General features: G+C 33.3%; 18 protein-coding genes. 1 reads left to right on the top strand and 17 read right to left on the bottom strand.

Annotation, left to right across the window (positions count from 1 at the left end; genetic code table 11):
* Window positions 1-12: 12 nt before the first annotated feature.
* The 17 genes from lgt to COC46_RS10990 form a co-directional block, all read right to left on the bottom strand.
* Complete coding sequence (gene lgt / locus COC46_RS10910) at window positions 13-825, bottom strand: prolipoprotein diacylglyceryl transferase (RefSeq protein ID WP_098809738.1); 813 nt, start codon at window positions 823-825, stop codon at window positions 13-15.
* A gap of 21 nt (window positions 826-846) precedes the next feature.
* On the bottom strand, window positions 847-1,788 hold the full coding sequence (gene hprK, locus COC46_RS10915; protein WP_098809739.1) for an HPr(Ser) kinase/phosphatase: 942 nt from the start codon (window positions 1,786-1,788) through the stop codon (window positions 847-849).
* 313 nt (window positions 1,789-2,101) lie between these two features.
* Window positions 2,102-2,476 (bottom strand): phage holin family protein, encoded by a 375-nt coding sequence (locus tag COC46_RS10920; RefSeq protein ID WP_098809740.1) that lies wholly within the window; start codon window positions 2,474-2,476, stop codon window positions 2,102-2,104.
* Window positions 2,477-2,671, bottom strand: coding sequence for a PspC domain-containing protein (locus COC46_RS22175; RefSeq protein WP_098809741.1), 195 nt, complete (start codon window positions 2,669-2,671; stop codon window positions 2,477-2,479).
* A 213-nt stretch (window positions 2,672-2,884) separates the two neighbouring features.
* Window positions 2,885-5,743 (bottom strand): excinuclease ABC subunit UvrA, encoded by a 2,859-nt coding sequence (uvrA, locus tag COC46_RS10930; protein WP_098809759.1) that lies wholly within the window; start codon window positions 5,741-5,743, stop codon window positions 2,885-2,887.
* A gap of 14 nt (window positions 5,744-5,757) precedes the next feature.
* The gene (gene uvrB / locus COC46_RS10935) at window positions 5,758-7,743 is read right to left on the bottom strand and encodes an excinuclease ABC subunit UvrB (RefSeq protein ID WP_098809742.1); all 1,986 of its coding nucleotides are present in this window, start codon (window positions 7,741-7,743) and stop codon (window positions 5,758-5,760) included.
* A 233-nt stretch (window positions 7,744-7,976) separates the two neighbouring features.
* A complete protein-coding gene (locus COC46_RS10940) occupies window positions 7,977-9,248 on the bottom strand; it encodes a hypothetical protein (protein ID WP_098809743.1) in 1,272 nt (423 codons plus the stop codon).
* A 12-nt stretch (window positions 9,249-9,260) separates the two neighbouring features.
* Window positions 9,261-10,103 (bottom strand): hypothetical protein, encoded by an 843-nt coding sequence (locus tag COC46_RS10945; RefSeq protein ID WP_098809744.1) that lies wholly within the window; start codon window positions 10,101-10,103, stop codon window positions 9,261-9,263.
* Window positions 10,100-10,789, bottom strand: a complete 690-nt coding sequence (locus tag COC46_RS10950; protein WP_098118728.1) for an ABC transporter ATP-binding protein — start codon at window positions 10,787-10,789, stop codon at window positions 10,100-10,102. Before COC46_RS10950 ends, COC46_RS10945 begins: the two co-directional genes overlap by 4 nt.
* A complete protein-coding gene (locus tag COC46_RS10955; RefSeq protein WP_098809745.1) occupies window positions 10,790-11,182 on the bottom strand; it encodes a GntR family transcriptional regulator in 393 nt (130 codons plus the stop codon).
* Window positions 11,183-11,526: 344 nt separating this feature from the next.
* Window positions 11,527-11,730: a transcriptional regulator gene (locus COC46_RS10960; RefSeq protein WP_098809746.1), complete on the bottom strand. Its 204-nt coding sequence runs from the start codon at window positions 11,728-11,730 to the stop codon at window positions 11,527-11,529.
* A 1-nt stretch (window position 11,731) separates the two neighbouring features.
* A complete protein-coding gene (locus tag COC46_RS10965) occupies window positions 11,732-12,028 on the bottom strand; it encodes a DUF5345 family protein (protein WP_098809747.1) in 297 nt (98 codons plus the stop codon).
* A complete protein-coding gene (gene sigY / locus COC46_RS10970) occupies window positions 12,021-12,560 on the bottom strand; it encodes an RNA polymerase sigma factor SigY (protein WP_098809748.1) in 540 nt (179 codons plus the stop codon). Before sigY ends, COC46_RS10965 begins: the two co-directional genes overlap by 8 nt.
* Before the next feature lie 192 nt (window positions 12,561-12,752).
* Window positions 12,753-13,358 (bottom strand): flavin reductase family protein, encoded by a 606-nt coding sequence (locus COC46_RS10975; RefSeq protein WP_098809760.1) that lies wholly within the window; start codon window positions 13,356-13,358, stop codon window positions 12,753-12,755.
* 16 nt (window positions 13,359-13,374) lie between these two features.
* Window positions 13,375-13,980 carry an alpha/beta hydrolase gene (locus tag COC46_RS10980; RefSeq protein WP_098809749.1) on the bottom strand — a complete coding sequence of 202 codons (606 nt, stop codon included), beginning with the start codon at window positions 13,978-13,980 and terminating at the stop codon, window positions 13,375-13,377.
* Window positions 13,981-13,982: 2 nt separating this feature from the next.
* Window positions 13,983-14,924 (bottom strand): ring-cleaving dioxygenase, encoded by a 942-nt coding sequence (locus tag COC46_RS10985; protein ID WP_098809750.1) that lies wholly within the window; start codon window positions 14,922-14,924, stop codon window positions 13,983-13,985.
* Between the two features lie 20 nt (window positions 14,925-14,944).
* Window positions 14,945-15,385 carry a MarR family winged helix-turn-helix transcriptional regulator gene (locus COC46_RS10990; protein WP_098809751.1) on the bottom strand — a complete coding sequence of 147 codons (441 nt, stop codon included), beginning with the start codon at window positions 15,383-15,385 and terminating at the stop codon, window positions 14,945-14,947.
* Between the two features lie 255 nt (window positions 15,386-15,640).
* Between COC46_RS10990 and COC46_RS10995 the strand changes: the two genes are divergently transcribed.
* Complete coding sequence (locus tag COC46_RS10995) at window positions 15,641-16,348, top strand: polysaccharide deacetylase family protein (protein WP_098809752.1); 708 nt, start codon at window positions 15,641-15,643, stop codon at window positions 16,346-16,348.
* Window positions 16,349-16,411: the final 63 nt, after the last annotated feature.

Here is a 16,411-nt window from a genome sequence, read left to right on the forward strand (position 1 = left end):
TGTTTTACAAACTTATTCGTCTAAATATCGCTTATTCGATAATCCTTTGGCTCTACGATAAAAAAGAATGATAATAGATAGTACGATTATTACGACTGAGATAAACTGTGCCATTCTAATTGTACTAGTTAACATTAAACTATCTGTTCTTAATCCTTCAATAAAGAATCGACCAACTGAATACCAGATTAAATATGTTAAAAACATTTCACCACGTCTTAAATTCACTCTTCTTAAAGCTAGTAAGAAGATAATACCTAATAAACTCCACATTGATTCATATAAAAAAGTTGGATGATAATATGTTCCATCAATATACATTTGATTGATAATCCATGTAGGTAAATGAAGACTTTCTAAAAATGATCTAGTAACTGGTCCACCATGAGCCTCTTGGTTCATGAAATTCCCCCAGCGTCCTAGCATTTGCCCTACTAAAATACTTGGAGCTGCAATATCAGCAAGCTTCCAAAATGAAATGCCTCTTTTCTTCGCAAAGAAGTAGCTAGCAATAAACGCTCCAATTAAACCACCATGAATTGCCAGTCCACCATGCCATATGGCTGGTATTTCACTAATATGCTTAGAATAATAGTCTAATTCAAAGAGTACGTAATAAATTCTAGCTCCAATAATTGCAGATGGTAGAGCAACTAAAATCAGATCCAAAAATGTATCATCAGGTATTCCACGTCGTTTACTTTCACGAATTGCCATCCATAAACCTAGGACAACACCTAATCCAATCAATACACCATACCATTTTATTGAAAGAGGACCTAAGTGTAAAAAAACTTTATCTAATGGCTGAATATTTGATTCCATTACAATTTCCCCACTTTTTCATTAAATTAAATCACTAACATTATTACCGCCTTGAATTACTTTCTCTAATCGATCTGCAAATTGCTGGGCTGCATTTACACCCATATTTTTTAAACGGAAATTCATCGCTGCTACCTCAATAATAACAGCTAAATTTCGTCCTGGACGAACAGGCAATGTGATCTTCGAAATATCAGTTTCTAATATTTTTAGTTTTTCATCATCTAGACCAACTCGATCATATACCTTTTGAGAGTCCCAAGTCTCTAAATCAATGTTTAATGTAATACGCTTGTAATTACGTACAGACCCTGCCCCAAAAAGCGTCATTACATTAATGATTCCTAATCCACGAATCTCCAATAAATGCTCGATCAATTCTGGTGATGAACCGATCAACGTGTCTTCATCAGTTTGACGAATCTCTACCGAATCATCAGCTACTAGTCGATGTCCACGCTTCACTAACTCTAGAGCCGTCTCACTTTTACCAACTCCACTTTTTCCTGTAATTAAAACACCTACACCATAAATATCAACAAGTACACCGTGTAATGCTGTAGTCGGAGCAAGTTTAGCCTCTAAATAACTCGTAAGTCTACTATACATTTTAGTTGTTTTACTATTTGATAGTAAGATAGGTACTCCAGTTTCTTCCCCAGCTTCGATTAACTCAGATGGAATTTCTAAACCTCGTGTTACGATTATACACGGTGTATCATCTGCACAAAGCTTTCTTAATCGATTATGTTTTTCTTCGTCTGTTAAACTATGATAAAAAGTTAATTCTGTTTTCCCTAATATTTGAACTCGATCAGACGGATAGTATGTAAAAAAACCTGCAACCTCTATACCAGGGCGAGATAAATCAGTCGTGTTAATCGATTTGTTTAATCCCGCGCTACCACTAATAACCTCTAATTTAAAATATTCAACTAAATTCTTTGTACGTAATTTAGCCATACAAGCCTCCTAAGGATTAATAATTATGTACTATCTTTCATATTGTACCATTTTTAAACTTTGTGGGAAAATGTCGATAAGCTATTAACTGCACTTAAATGATTAAAAATTATTAATTTAAAAGTGAAATTTATCAATGAGATTTTGTAATATATCAACCGTACTTAGTATTATATCTACGGAAATAAGTAGTATATCAACGGAGTTCACAACTTTATCCATATTGTTCACATAGTGTTTCCACTTCCCGCTATTTCTTTTAAAACAAAAAAAAGACTCTCAAAAGTACTTTCAACTTATGAGACTCCCTTTTTTACTTATGATTATTCTTTTTTTTATCCTTAGACCCAAACACAAAATATTGAATTAACATACTGAATGTACTAATTAGAATCGATGCGATAACTGCAGTTAGAAAACCGTTTACACGCAAAGCATCACCTAATATATAATCAGTAATTTCAAGTGTAAATGCATTAATAATAAATAGGAATAATCCCATTGTAAAAATGGTTACGGGTAAAGTTATTAAAATTAAGATTGGGCGGATGATTGTATTTAAAACTGATAGTACTAGCGCAGCAATGATAGCCGTTGCAACATTCTTTACATAAAAATCTGGTTGTAGAAATCCAGCCACTACAATAAAAACTAAGCTATTAATAGCTAATGAAAATAACCATCTCATTTATTTCACGTCACCTTCTTCTGGAACAACAAAAATCCAAATTAAATATACAAATAGAATTGCTCCAAATCCTACAAAAAACAATATAACAAAAAGTAACCTTATTAATGTACTGTCTAAATTAAAATAATTTCCTAATCCGCCACATACTCCAGCAAGCATAGAATCTTTAGAAGATCGATATAGTTTTTTCACGGGAAATCTCCTCTCTATCGATAAGCCCTCATTTTTTTTATATTCACATGTTTTTCTATTTCACTATTTATTCTATGTTAAAACATTAAAGAAATGTGGACTACTTTTCAAGTAAAAGGAACTCCCCATAAAAAAAACGGGCTAAAAACAAATACAAAGAAAAAGGAGTTTCCTCCCATTCTTTGTATCACATTTTCACTTTAATTTCTGACTTCAGGATTCCATCAATGCCATTCGTTTTTCCATCCTAGCTTTGTCACGATCTAATACAACCTTTAAATACTTACCTGTATGAGACGCTTCGACTTTACATAGTTGTTCAGGTGTACCGGTTGCAACGATCGTACCACCTTTATCTCCACCTTCTGGCCCTAAATCAATAAGATGGTCTGCTGCTTTAATAACATCTAAATTATGTTCGATTACAAGAACGGTATCACCATTATCTACAAGTCTTTGTAAAACAACTAATAATCGTGCAATATCATCAACATGAAGACCAGTAGTAGGTTCATCTAATATATATAAAGTTCTTCCGTTTGTACGTTTATGAAGTTCTGAAGCTAGTTTTACACGCTGTGCTTCCCCACCTGATAAAGTCGTAGCAGGTTGACCTAATGTAATATAACCTAAACCTACATCAAATAGTGTTTGAAGTTTACGTTTGATCTTTGGAATATTTTCAAAGAATGAAACTGCATCTTCTACAGTCATATTTAAAACTTCTGAGATCGATTTATCCTTATATTTAACTTCTAACGTTTCTCTATTATATCGTTTACCATGACACACTTCACATGGTACATATACATCAGGTAAGAAATGCATTTCTATTTTAATAATCCCATCGCCACGACAAGCTTCACATCTACCGCCTTTAACGTTGAAGCTAAAACGGCCTTTCTTATAACCACGTACCTTTGATTCATTTGTAGCAGCATAAACGTCTCGAATATCATCAAATACACCAGTATAAGTGGCAGGGTTTGAACGAGGCGTACGACCGATTGGCGATTGATCAATATCTATAACCTTCTCTAACTCTTCAATCCCTTTAATTTCTTTATGCTCCCCTGGACGAACTTTCGAACCATTTAATTTTTGAGCTAATGATTTATATAAAATTTCATTAATTAATGTACTTTTTCCTGAGCCTGATACACCCGTTACTGCAACGAACGTTCCTAATGGGAAAGAAGTCGAGACATTTTTTAAATTGTTTTCTTTTGCTCCAACAATCTTTATTTGACGTCCGTCACCTTTTCTACGTTCTAGCGGAACTGGAATAAACTTCTCTCCGGATAAGTATTTACCCGTTAATGAATTTTTATCATTCATTACTTCATTTGGCGTTCCTTGTGAAATAACCTGACCACCGTGAATACCTGCTCCTGGACCGATATCAATTAAATAATCAGCTGCTAGCATTGTATCTTCATCATGTTCAACAACAATTAACGTATTCCCGATATCTCTCATATTTAATAATGTCGAAATTAATCGATCATTATCACGTTGGTGTAATCCGATTGATGGTTCATCCAAAATATATAATACGCCGGTCAATCTTGAACCAATTTGAGTCGCCAAACGAATTCGTTGAGCTTCTCCACCCGATAAAGTACCAGCCGCTCGGTTCAGTGTTAAATAGTCTAAACCTACATTAACTAAAAAGCCAATACGCTCTCTAATTTCTCGAAGAATTAGATTTGCTATTTTTTCCTGCTTTGGAGTTAATCCAAGTGTGCCAAAGAAGTCGAACGCTTCCTTAACTGACATTCTAGTTACTTCACCGACATGTAAACCACCGATAAAGACTGCAAGTGCCTCTTGTCTTAAACGATGACCTTTACAAGTTGGACAATTTTGTTGTGCCATGTATTTTTCCATTTGCTCACGAATAAAATCTGAAGATGTTTCCTTATAACGTCTTTCAACATTTGAAATAACACCTTCAAATTGAATCATCGCTTCACGCACATGACCTTGTTCATTATCATATTTAAAATAAATTTGTTCTCCATTACTGCCATAAAGAATTTTATCTCTTTGATCATTTGGGATGTCTTTAAATGGAATATCCATATTAATCCCGTAATGATTACATACACTTTCAAGCAACTGTGGATAATACATTGAACTAATGGATTCCCACGGTGCTATCGCATTCTCTTTAAGAGTTAATTCTTCATTTGGAATGACTAAACTTAAATCGACTTCTAACTTAGTCCCTAAACCATCACATGAATGACAAGCACCGAATGGGCTATTAAACGAAAACATTCGTGGTTCTAATTCTCCAATTGAGAAACCACAAATTGGACATGCATGATGTTCACTAAAAAGTAGCTCTTCTTCACCCATTACATCAATAATTACTCGACCTTCTCCTAGCTTTAATGCAGTCTCAAGAGAATCAGCTAGTCGAGAAGCTACACCTTCTTTTACGACAATACGGTCAATCACAACTTCAATCGAATGCTTCTTATTTTTCTCTAATTCAATCTCATCAGACACATCGTATAGCTCATCATCAACTCGAACACGTACGAATCCTTGCTTTTTAATCTCTTCAAACACTTTTACATGAGTACCTTTACGACCAGAGATAACTGGCGCAAGTACTTGAATTTTTGTTCTTTCAGGATACTCCATCACACGATCTACCATTTGTTCAACTGTTTGAGAAGTAATTTCGATGCCATGATTTGGGCAAATAGGAGTACCAATTCGAGCATATAAAAGTCGTAAATAGTCGTAAATCTCTGTTACCGTACCAACTGTCGAACGAGGATTTCGACTAGTCGTTTTCTGGTCAATTGAGATTGCAGGTGATAGTCCTTCAATTGAATCAACATCGGGCTTATCCATTTGACCTAAAAATTGACGAGCATATGCTGATAATGATTCTACATATCTGCGCTGACCTTCTGCATAAATCGTATCAAATGCTAGAGAGGACTTACCTGATCCCGATAAACCAGTTACAACAACTAACTGATTACGCGGGATTGTCACATCAATATTTTTTAAGTTATGCGCTCTAGCCCCTTTTATAATTATTTCATTCATACTTTTCAAGTTCTTCACCTCTCAGACTTCAATTCTAATATTAAGTCACGAAGTTCTGTTGCTCGTTCAAAATCAAGCGCCTTCGCTGCGTCTTTCATTTCCATTTCAATTGATTGAATAAATAAATGACGTTCTTTTTTGTTCATTTTCTTATACTTAGCACTAATGCCATTTTCATAAACTTCATCTTCCTCAGCAACTGAAGTAGCTCGAATCACATCACGTACTTGTTTAATAATTGTTTTAGGCGTTATGCCATGTTTTTTGTTATATTCTTCTTGAATTTCACGACGGCGCTTTGTTTCATTAATAGCAATTCCCATCGAGTTCGTCATTTTATCAGCATACATAATAACATGACCATTCGAATTCCTCGCAGCTCGACCAATTGTTTGAATCAATGATCGTTCAGAACGTAAGAATCCCTCTTTATCTGCATCTAAAATAACGACTAAAGAAACCTCGGGAATATCAATCCCTTCACGTAAAAGGTTAATCCCAATCAATACATCATATTTCCCTAATCGTAGATCACGTATAATTTCAATTCGTTCAAGCGTTTTAATTTCAGAATGTAAGTAGTTAACTTTAATTCCAATTTCTTTTAGATAATCTGTTAAGTCTTCAGACATTTTCTTTGTAAGAGTAGTAATTAATATTCTTTCATTTTTAGCGATACGATTTCGAACTTCATCAATAAGATCATCAATTTGGCCTTCAATCGGTCGTACATCAATTGTTGGATCTAATAGACCTGTTGGACGAATAATTTGCTCTACCTTTTCTGGGCATAATTCTAGCTCATACGGTCCAGGTGTAGCAGTTACATAAATTGTTTGCTGAACTTTTTCTTCAAACTCAGCAAATTTTAACGGTCGATTATCCAAAGCTGAAGGTAAACGGAATCCATGGTCAACTAATACTTGCTTTCGAGCTTGGTCTCCGTTAAACATTCCCCGAATTTGCGGAACTGTAACATGTGACTCATCGATGACCATTAAGAAATCTTCTGGAAAATAGTCTAATAATGTATATGGCGTTGAACCTGGTGGTCTTAAAGTTAGATGACGGGAATAATTTTCAATTCCTGAACAAAATCCCATCTCGTTCATCATCTCTAAATCATATCTAGTACGTTGTTCCAGCCTTTGAGCTTCCAGTAATTTACCGTTTTCTCTCATTACCTTTAAACGCTCTTCAAGCTCAAGTTCAATATTTTTAATAGCAATTTTCATTTTTTCTTCACGCGTAACGAAGTGAGAAGCCGGGAAAATTGCAACATGTTCACGATCACCTAAAATCTCACCTGTTAATGCGTCAACTTCTCTAATTCTCTCAATTTCATCACCAAAAAACTCGACACGAATACAGTGCTCATCACGTGAAGCCGGAAAAATTTCAACAACATCTCCGCGAACGCGGAATGTACCACGCGAGAAGTCTATATCATTGCGCGCATACTGAATATCTACTAGTTTATGTAATAACTCGTCCCTACTGATTTCCATACCAATTCGAAGAGAACAAACTAACTCACGATATTCTTCTGGAGAACCTAAACCATAAATACAAGAAACACTCGCTACGATAATGACATCCTTACGTTCAAAAAGGGAGGAAGTCGCAGAGTGACGTAATTTATCGATTTCATCATTAATACTTGAATCTTTCTCTATGTATGTATCCGTTTGAGGTACATAAGCTTCTGGCTGAAAGTAATCATAATAACTAACGAAATACTCGACTGCATTATTAGGAAAAAACTCTTTTAATTCACTATATAATTGTCCAGCTAATGTTTTATTGTGTGCAAATACTAAAGTTGGCTTTCCTATTTCCTTAATTACATTTGAAATGGTAAATGTTTTTCCCGTACCTGTTGCACCTAGTAATACTTGATGCTTTTTACCATTTTTGACCCCATCTACAAGCTGCTTAATCGCATTTGGCTGGTCACCTTGAGGTGAATAATTAGAAACTACCTCGAATTTCTGCTCCATCTTCCCCGCCTCCATTTCTAAAACATACCTATCCTTTTATTTTACCACAAAATTTCAAAAACCAATCAAAAACAGAACAAACGTACTTTAAATTTTAATATTATTTCATATTATCGATATTCATATACGAAATCAAGTAAACAAACTAGAACGTACATTCCTTAGAAGAATGCAAAGAAAAAAGGAAAAGATAAAAATCTTTTCCTCTCCTTTAATTCCTTATCCCTGCCCCATTATTCTGGTGAAAAATCGAACACCTGTAATTGCTTTAATAGTTTATTAGTCTTTCCTTTTGCATTCTTTACTTCAATCTTGCCTTCATAAACAATTTGTCCACTTGTCAAATCAGCAATAATAAATTTTTTATTTATATCTTCCGGATTTTCATTAGACGTTAATGCATAAAGTTTTCCATTTAAAACTTTATAACTTGTGTTATCTAGGTTTTCCATTTGCGTTAATACTGACTGGCCATCAACTTTTTTACTACTTAAGTTATACTTTAAAACCGTAATACCCTTATCCTTATTCGTTAAGAAATACAATTCATCAATATCAAGGATTTCAATACTCTGCTTTATTTGTTCTTTTTGTGCATTTGATAAATTTAACGCCTCTTCTTTACCAGTCTCTAAATTAAATAAAATAAGTTCACTACTAATTACATCAGATGTTGTTTCTCCGTTTTCTTGAACAGTGTCCTTTAAAATTTCCTTTTTATATATCGAATATTTAGAAGGAACTGTTGGATCTGATGCTTGCATTATATTTTGAAATTCAGTGTGAGTATGATTTTTTTGTGCATTAGTTGATTTATTGATTACTGTGTGATCAACAATTTTCTTTTGATTTACATTAATTCTATACACCACATGCTCATTTTGTTCGTCATATACGCCTGAATTTGTATTCTTATCAAAATTAGTTTTATTTTGGGAGGTAGTAACAACTAATTCTTTTCCGATTAATTGCACATCATCTACAAAAATATAAGAGTATTTTTCTTCTTCAGGAATATCAAGTTTAAATGTATATCGATCCTTATTTTGAAGATCAAGACCATCTATATTCATTTTAAAATGATTATTTTTATCTGCATATGAACCATCGATTCTACCACCATTTACATTAACATGCCATGCAAAATCTTTATCGATATAAAATTGAGAAGAAGAAGAATTTTTTCCGCGCATGAAGTTTCTTTCTTCTTTTTGTAGATCATTTAATTTCTTTAGATCATAGTAGTCTGTATTCAGTTCACTAAAAATAGAATTACTATTTTTATATTCACTTCCATCTGTAGTAATACTTAATCCTCTATTTCCATCATCCTGACCATACCCGGCGTTAATAACTAAGTCTTTAACGTATTTTGAGTCTCCATTTTCAGTCTTCAAGTAAAATTTAGGTAATTTACTTTCTGAGATAGCTACTTTAGTAAAAAACGTACCGATACTAATCGTCGTTACAACAGCTATTATTGCCAAATTACGATATCGCTTCATTTGAATTCCTCCTTACACTGATACTTTGTTTTTTAATAAATATTTACTAAATAAGATTGAAACTGTAATGATAATCGTAAAAAGCCCTAATTCCATGTAAATGACTTCGCTTGGATAGAATGAAAAGTCATTTCCAATAATATAGTTTTGAATAATCGCTGGTGAAAGTAATAATACTGCAATCCCCATCGCATATAAAACTCCATATAATATGCCTTTCCAACGATAACTACGTTCTAATAAAATGAATGTGAAAAGCGTAAAAACTAGTCCCATTCCAATAAGATATCTAAAAATGAAATCTACAAGATTATTCGGTAATAGCATGACAAAAATATTAGGACTCATAAACAGGTCAACCGTACTCATTTTTCCTAAAAGTTCAGTTGGGACTATACTTTGAAATACATTTATTTCAATTGGTATAAGTATTAATTGAAATGCGAGTAAACTTAAAACCATAATTAAGATCGTAGTTGCTTTAGCAAAGTAAATTGTCATTCTTGAAGTTGGTAACATAAATAAACGGTAAATAAATGTGTTTTTTCCGAAATAATCTCTATACCAAATAAAAAACACATAAAACATCATTAACGCTATGCATATTAAGATTGGGCCAATAAATAATGCATGATTCACAACTTGGTTAAAGTTTAGTAACCCACTTTGTGCGATAAACTCTTCGGTTGCTTTTACTGAGCTTGCGTAATTTGCTTCATTAGCATGTTCCATATAGGCAGACTTTACAACGAACAAACTTACGAACTGTGAAATAGCTACTATAATTAATAAACCTATATATAATTTAAACAATCGATTCACTTCAAAGTTCACTAGTTTTAAATATCGATTCATGAATGATACACCTCTCTCATTACGTCCATCACTGACTTACCTTCTTCTAATCGTAATTCTTCAGTATAAAACTCTTTAAGAATTTCCCCGTTATCTAATAAAACGACCTTATCGATTAAGTGCTCAATATCACTAATTTCATGCGTTGTGATGATTACGCCTCGATCTTCAATTAAGTGACTCGTAAACACTTTTGCAATTTGCTCTCTACTAAACATATCGATCCCAGAAAAGGGCTCATCCATCAAAACATAATCCACATCTAACCCTAAGCCAAATAGTAAATTTGCTTTTGCAGCATTACCTTTTGAAAGCTCACCTAATTTTTCATCTTCTTTTAAACGGAAAAAGCCAAGTAATTCTTTTGCACGTTCTTCATTCCAATTCACATAAAAATCCTTCATAAACTGCATAGCTTCACCAACTGTAAAACTAGGAAGCATTGTAAGTGTATCTGGAATAAACGTGATATTCTCATACATTGAGTGATTCATTTTCTTATCATCTATTAATATTTCTCCGCGGTCGATAGGCGTAATTCCCATTATTGCCTTCATCGTTGTAGACTTACCAACACCATTAATCCCGATTAAACATGTTATTTCTCCCTTATTTGCAGTGAAAGAAATATCACGTAATACATTTTTCCGACCAAATTTTTTTGAAACATTCTTTACTTGAATCATTTAAGCCTCTCCTTTCTTTTCTTCTTGTATCTTTTGTTCATAGTTTTGTTTAACCATTGTAAGTAACTCCTCTACCGGGACATTAATTACTTTGATTGAATCGACGAATTCATTTACAGCTTCCATAATTAATTCATTTCGTACACCATTTAAAACCTTTATATCTGTCGTAATTTTACTAGGGAAATTTCGTTCAGTCGTAATCAATCCTTGTTCCTCCATTTCCTTATATGCTTTTTGTACAGTATTTGGATTTATATTAAATTGAACAGCTAATTCTCTTCTTGATGGTATTTCTTGACCAGCTTCTAACAGTCTTTTGGCAATCTGTTGTTTAAAATGCCTAACGACCTGTAAATAAACGGGTTCACGGTTATTCACTATAAATTCCATCAATCCACCTCCTCGTTCTTAATCCAATTAAATTAGTTTGTGTGTGTACCACTTGGTTCATACACTCATTACATAACTATGCGTATTACTCGATTAATACACCTTATACGTGTACTATACATGTAATACACTAAATATGTCAAACATAAATTTAATAATACTAGACCTAATTGAACCGTTCCAATTAGTCTAGTATTTTTACCTTATCTGTATTAACTTGATTTAATCACAGACATAATCAGTATACTAAATAAACAAATTACAAAACTTACCATCATAAAATATTTAATTAGTCCATTGTTCCCTTTGCAATTTGTATAAAATTTCATTTTTGTATCGCTTTCTTAACTAAGTTTTTTACGATCTTTTCGAACAACTAAAAAGTAAAAGAAGATACTAGGCCAAGGAAATTGAATTATTCCTAAAAGCCCCCATAACCACGCAGAACGATTTCTCTTTTTAGCTTTTGTAAAAAGTGTGATACTTTGAGCTATTAAAATTATAAAGACTAAAACTAAGATAATAATATTTTCCACTGTCCATTCCATTTTAAATCCACTCACTTTCGATTTTCTTTTTATCTCGTTTAAATATAAATGGTAGTACAATAAACCCTAAACCCTGAATAATTACAATACTCACTGGAGCTTTTAATGCGATCAAGAGTGTACCTATAAATAGACTGCAGGCTACACAAATGAATACGATTAGTTCTTTTAGGAAAATGGTTTTCTTTTTTTCCTGATGTAATTTTATTTTTTCTGTAATCGTATTAATTGAAGGTTCATGAATACTCGTCAATTCATCAAACTGCTTAAAGGCTGAAACAATTTCTTCTTTATCCATTTTGCATTAACTCCTTTCTTAATTCCTTCATCCCATTATGAATTCTTGATTTAACCGTCCCTTCTCGAATTCCCATCATATTTCCAATTTCCTCGTTTGTATAGCCATAGTAATGCTTTAATAAAATAGCCGCTCGCACTTCTGATTTAAGCTTTTCAAAGCCTTCCATAATATCACTCCACTCAAATCCTTTATAAGCTAGCTGCCAATTTAAGGAACGTGATAATTCCTCAGACTCATTTTTCTGCCAAAACCATTCACGCTTTTTCTTTCTTTGTTGATCTAAATAAAGTCTAGTAGCAATCGTAATAAGCCAAGTTGAAAATTTGGATTGACCGTTGTATTTCTTTATATTGTCATAACCTTTCAGCATCGTATCCTGAACTAAATCTTCTGCTATTTCTTGATTTAACGTCATCTTTAATACGTATTTATATAAAAAGGAGTAATGGGATTGAAAAAGTTTAGCGAATGCTTCTTGATCACCTTGTTGAGCTTGCTTAATAATTTCTAATTCATCTATTTCAGCCATCTCTTCCTCCTTTCAAGATTGCATTCAATATTTATTTGGTTTTCATTTGTTATACGATTAGGTTCTACAATTCGTTCATTTTTCTTTTATTTTTTACTACGTTTTTTCTTAGGATTTAATGGCTTGTACAAAAAATAAAATTTATTCAAACAAAAAGAAAGGGTAAAGCACATTCGCTTTACCCTCTCTAAATTATTTCGGACGGTCAATCGTAAACATTTCTCCAACCTTAGCATAATCATTTCCTGCTAAACGACTTACTGCTTTTAGGCCATTCGCATCTATACGTCCATTTTCATATATTTCATCTTCTATATGAAAATGGACGACTTTGCCAATTAACAAGTCACAAGCCTCGTTATCTTTTCCTAGTGGTATTGCTTGCTCTAAAACACATTCCATTCGAATCTTTGACTCTTTTATGCCTGGAACTGAGACTACAACACTTTCTACTGGTGTTAGTCCTGCTAATTCAACTTCACTCTCAGTTGGTGCCAATGCAGCTGCTGTTTTATTAATTGCTTCAACATTTGATTCATCAACTATATGAACGACGAACTCTTTTTTCCCAATAGCATTTCTTGCTGTGTCTTTTTGTTTTCCATTTTGTCGTTGAACTGATACAGAGATCATAGGTGGATTAGACGTTACAATGTTAAAATAACTAAATGGTGCTCCATTTAAAACATTCTCATTTGACTCAGTTGTAACAAAAGCAATTGGTCTTGGGATAATCCCACCAATTAAGAACTTATAATTATCACGATCACTTAAATCCGCTGGAGAAAAAGACTTCATCATTATTAGCTACCCCTTAAAAGTTATTTTTGTACCAATCAGTTGCTGCTTCAATTTCTGATCTTGTTAAGCTATGACCCATGTTTTCCCAGTGAGTAATGACTTCTGCACCAGCACCGTCTAACAATGCTGCCAATTCTTCTGTTTCTTGTGGTAAACAGATTGGATCATTTTTTCCTGCTCCAATGAAGACTGACACATCTTTCATATTAGGCAATTCTAGATCACGAATCGGTACCATTGGATGTAGCAACATTGCACCTTTAAATACATTTTCATAATGGAACAGTAAACTTCCAGCAATGTTAGCACCGTTTGAATAACCGATTGCAATCACATTATTTGAATCAAAACCATGTTCGTTGGACGCTGATTCAATAAACTCTTTTAATTCTTTTGTACGGAAAACTAAATCTTCCATATCAAATACCCCTTCAGCTAATCTCTTGAAAAAACGTGGCATTCCATTTTCACTCACATTTCCTCTAACAGATAAAACAGAGGCTTCATCATCGATCATTCCCGCAATAGGTAATAGATCATGTTCATTACCACCCGTACCATGTAGTAATAAAAATGTTGGCTTAGAAGGATTACTCCCTTTAATAAATACGTGCTTCATCATTATTCTCCTTTCACTTCTCTTATAATTATTGGTTGTAGATGATTTTCGATTATTTCACGATTTGGTTCCTGCCATTTTGGAAGCATTAACTGTTCTCCTAAATGGTCTTTTTTCTCATCAATCATAAATCCAGGTGAATCAGTTGCAATTTCAAATAACAGTCCACCATTTTCACGAAAATAGATTGCATTAAAGTAGTTTCGATCTTTTACTTCAGTGACTCCATATTGATGGTCATGTATTTTGTGCTGCCATTTTACATGCTCTTCATCATTACTAGCTCTCCATGCAATATGATGGACAGTTCCTACCCCCATAGCTCCTCTTCCAACTGCTGCTAATTCGATATCAATAATATTTCCAATATCACCAGCAGCTTTAAAGCGTAAATAGTTTCCATCCTGGCCCAAACTTTCTAATTCCATAACGTTTTCCAAAAGATCTGCTGTTTTATGAGGTGCACCAGAATATAATACTGCTCCACCAAAACCTTTAATCGCTACATCTTTTGCAACTCCATTAAATTCCCAAGTATTTCCTGGACCCGCTTCTCTTTCGACTAATTCAAGCTGTAAGCCATGAAAGTCTTCAAATTGTAGAAATGTTTCTCCAAATCGACTAACTTTTTTCGTATCAATATTAAAAGAGGCCAAACGCGTTTCCCAAAAAGCCATCGAGTTTGCTGGAATTAAGAATGTTGTTTTCCCTACTTGACCACTTCCAACTTTTCCTCTGTAAGCATTTGGCCAGGGAAAAAACGTCATAATCGTCCCTGGTTTTGCAGCCTCATTTCCAAAATAAAAATGATACGTCCCTGGATCATCAAAATTAATTGTTTTTTTCACAAAACGTAGCCCTAAAATCCCAGCATAAAAATCCATATTTTCTTGGGGATCACCAACGATAGCAGTAATATGATGGATGCCTTTCATTTTCTCCATAACCTTTCCTCCATTCTTTTCTATTTATTTAATTTCCTTAATAAGTTAAGTAATTGTAATTGTTCTTCTTCAGTCAATTTGCTGAATTGAACTTGTTGAAACTCCTCTTGTGTAGGAACGATTTCTTCATACATTTTTTGACCTATATCCGTTAAAGAGAGGTATTTGTTCTTCCATTCTACTTCTCTTTTTATCCACTGTAGCTCTTCCATTTTCTTTAATAAATGCGTTACATTTCCTTTTGTAACAACTAATTTGTCTGCTAATTCTTGCTGAGTAAGACGCTTATTTCTACCTACATGAACAATGACATCAAATTGAGAAGTCGTCAGTCCCCATTTTTTCAATTGAGAATTTGATTCTCTAACATTTTTAAGATAAAAACGAGCTAATCGAAACCAAAGTAAAACTGCTAAATTTTTTGATTTACTTGTAGAAGCTTCATTTTGACTATTTAACATTTTTGCACCTCTCTGATCGATCTTGTTATCAGTTTAATACTAAACTGATAATTTAGCAAGTAAATGGTTTAAATTGTTTTGCTCTTAGGAACGAAGAAAATTAGTCTTGGTTCAACTTCATCCCCAAAAAACGTTTTATACTCTATTTCTTCTAACTCTCTTAAATTCCCTTTAATTTCCTACTTTTATACTTTTTGTAACAATTGATGATATAATTGTGTTTAATTTCAATAACAAGAAAGACAGGTATAGTATATGAAAAAAAGACTACTTAAAATAAGTGTAAGTATTGTCATTTTGTTCCTTATTTTATTTGGATTGTATAAGCTAATGAATGCAAGATCTTTCCAGTTTTTTGGCGGATTAACAAACGAAGTACATACTAATCAAAAAGTAGTAGCTCTTACATTTGATGATGGCCCGACTAAAAATGTCGATGATGTTCTACCTCTCTTAAAACAATACAATGCAAAAGCAACTTTTTTTCTGATTGGAAATGAAATTGAAAAGAATCCCGAAGAAGCTAAAAAAATTGTGGATGCAGGATATCAGGTTGGAAACCATACTTATTCTCACAACAGAATGGTGTTAAAATCACCTTCTTATGTTAAAAGTGAAGTTGAAAAAACAGATAAATTAATTCGCAAAGCAGGCTATAAAGGTGAGATCGACTTCCGTCCACCGAATGGAAAAAAACTATTTGCATTGCCATATTACTTACATAAGCATAATCGAGATACAATTACGTGGAACTTAGAACCAGATACTTTTTACACAAATACTGAGGATAAATTAAAATATGTAAAGAAAAATATAAAACCGGGTTCAATTATTTTAATTCATCCGATGTATGATGATACTGGTAACGAATTGGCCACAATTAAAGGGATTTTAGATTTATTATCAAAAGATGGATATAAGTTTGTCACGGTGAATGAACTTCAGAAATTAAAAGACAAGTAGCATTATTATGCAACTTGTCTTCAAAGTGTTGAAATATAAAGTTGTTGTCAATATTGGAAATAT

Origin of the sequence: Bacillus sp. AFS041924 (assembly GCF_002577195.1) — a bacterium.
Classification (GTDB): Bacteria; Bacillota; Bacilli; order Bacillales; family Bacillaceae_G; genus Gottfriedia.

Bases quoted from the DNA above. Each gene is read 5' to 3' on its own strand.
- COC46_RS10965 (WP_098809747.1), bottom strand. From the start codon at position 12,028: ATGGATAAAGAAGAAATTGTTTCAGCCTTTAAGCAGTTTGATGAATTG.
- COC46_RS10950 (WP_098118728.1), bottom strand. From the start codon at position 10,789: ATGATTCAAGTAAAGAATGTTTCAAAAAAATTTGGTCGGAAAAATGTA.
- COC46_RS10975 (WP_098809760.1), bottom strand. From the start codon at position 13,358: ATGAAGTCTTTTTCTCCAGCGGATTTAAGTGATCGTGATAATTATAAG.
- uvrB (WP_098809742.1), bottom strand. From the start codon at position 7,743: ATGGAGCAGAAATTCGAGGTAGTTTCTAATTATTCACCTCAAGGTGAC.
- COC46_RS10995 (WP_098809752.1), top strand. From the start codon at position 15,641: ATGAAAAAAAGACTACTTAAAATAAGTGTAAGTATTGTCATTTTGTTC.
- COC46_RS10960 (WP_098809746.1), bottom strand. From the start codon at position 11,730: ATGGAATGGACAGTGGAAAATATTATTATCTTAGTTTTAGTCTTTATA.
- COC46_RS10945 (WP_098809744.1), bottom strand. From the start codon at position 10,103: ATGAATCGATATTTAAAACTAGTGAACTTTGAAGTGAATCGATTGTTT.
- sigY (WP_098809748.1), bottom strand. From the start codon at position 12,560: ATGGCTGAAATAGATGAATTAGAAATTATTAAGCAAGCTCAACAAGGT.
- uvrA (WP_098809759.1), bottom strand. From the start codon at position 5,743: ATGAATGAAATAATTATAAAAGGGGCTAGAGCGCATAACTTAAAAAAT.
- lgt (WP_098809738.1), bottom strand. From the start codon at position 825: ATGGAATCAAATATTCAGCCATTAGATAAAGTTTTTTTACACTTAGGT.
- COC46_RS10980 (WP_098809749.1), bottom strand. From the start codon at position 13,980: ATGAAGCACGTATTTATTAAAGGGAGTAATCCTTCTAAGCCAACATTT.
- COC46_RS10955 (WP_098809745.1), bottom strand. From the start codon at position 11,182: ATGGAATTTATAGTGAATAACCGTGAACCCGTTTATTTACAGGTCGTT.
- COC46_RS10985 (WP_098809750.1), bottom strand. From the start codon at position 14,924: ATGGAGAAAATGAAAGGCATCCATCATATTACTGCTATCGTTGGTGAT.
- hprK (WP_098809739.1), bottom strand. From the start codon at position 1,788: ATGGCTAAATTACGTACAAAGAATTTAGTTGAATATTTTAAATTAGAG.
- COC46_RS10940 (WP_098809743.1), bottom strand. From the start codon at position 9,248: ATGAAGCGATATCGTAATTTGGCAATAATAGCTGTTGTAACGACGATT.
- COC46_RS10920 (WP_098809740.1), bottom strand. From the start codon at position 2,476: ATGAGATGGTTATTTTCATTAGCTATTAATAGCTTAGTTTTTATTGTA.
- COC46_RS10990 (WP_098809751.1), bottom strand. From the start codon at position 15,385: ATGTTAAATAGTCAAAATGAAGCTTCTACAAGTAAATCAAAAAATTTA.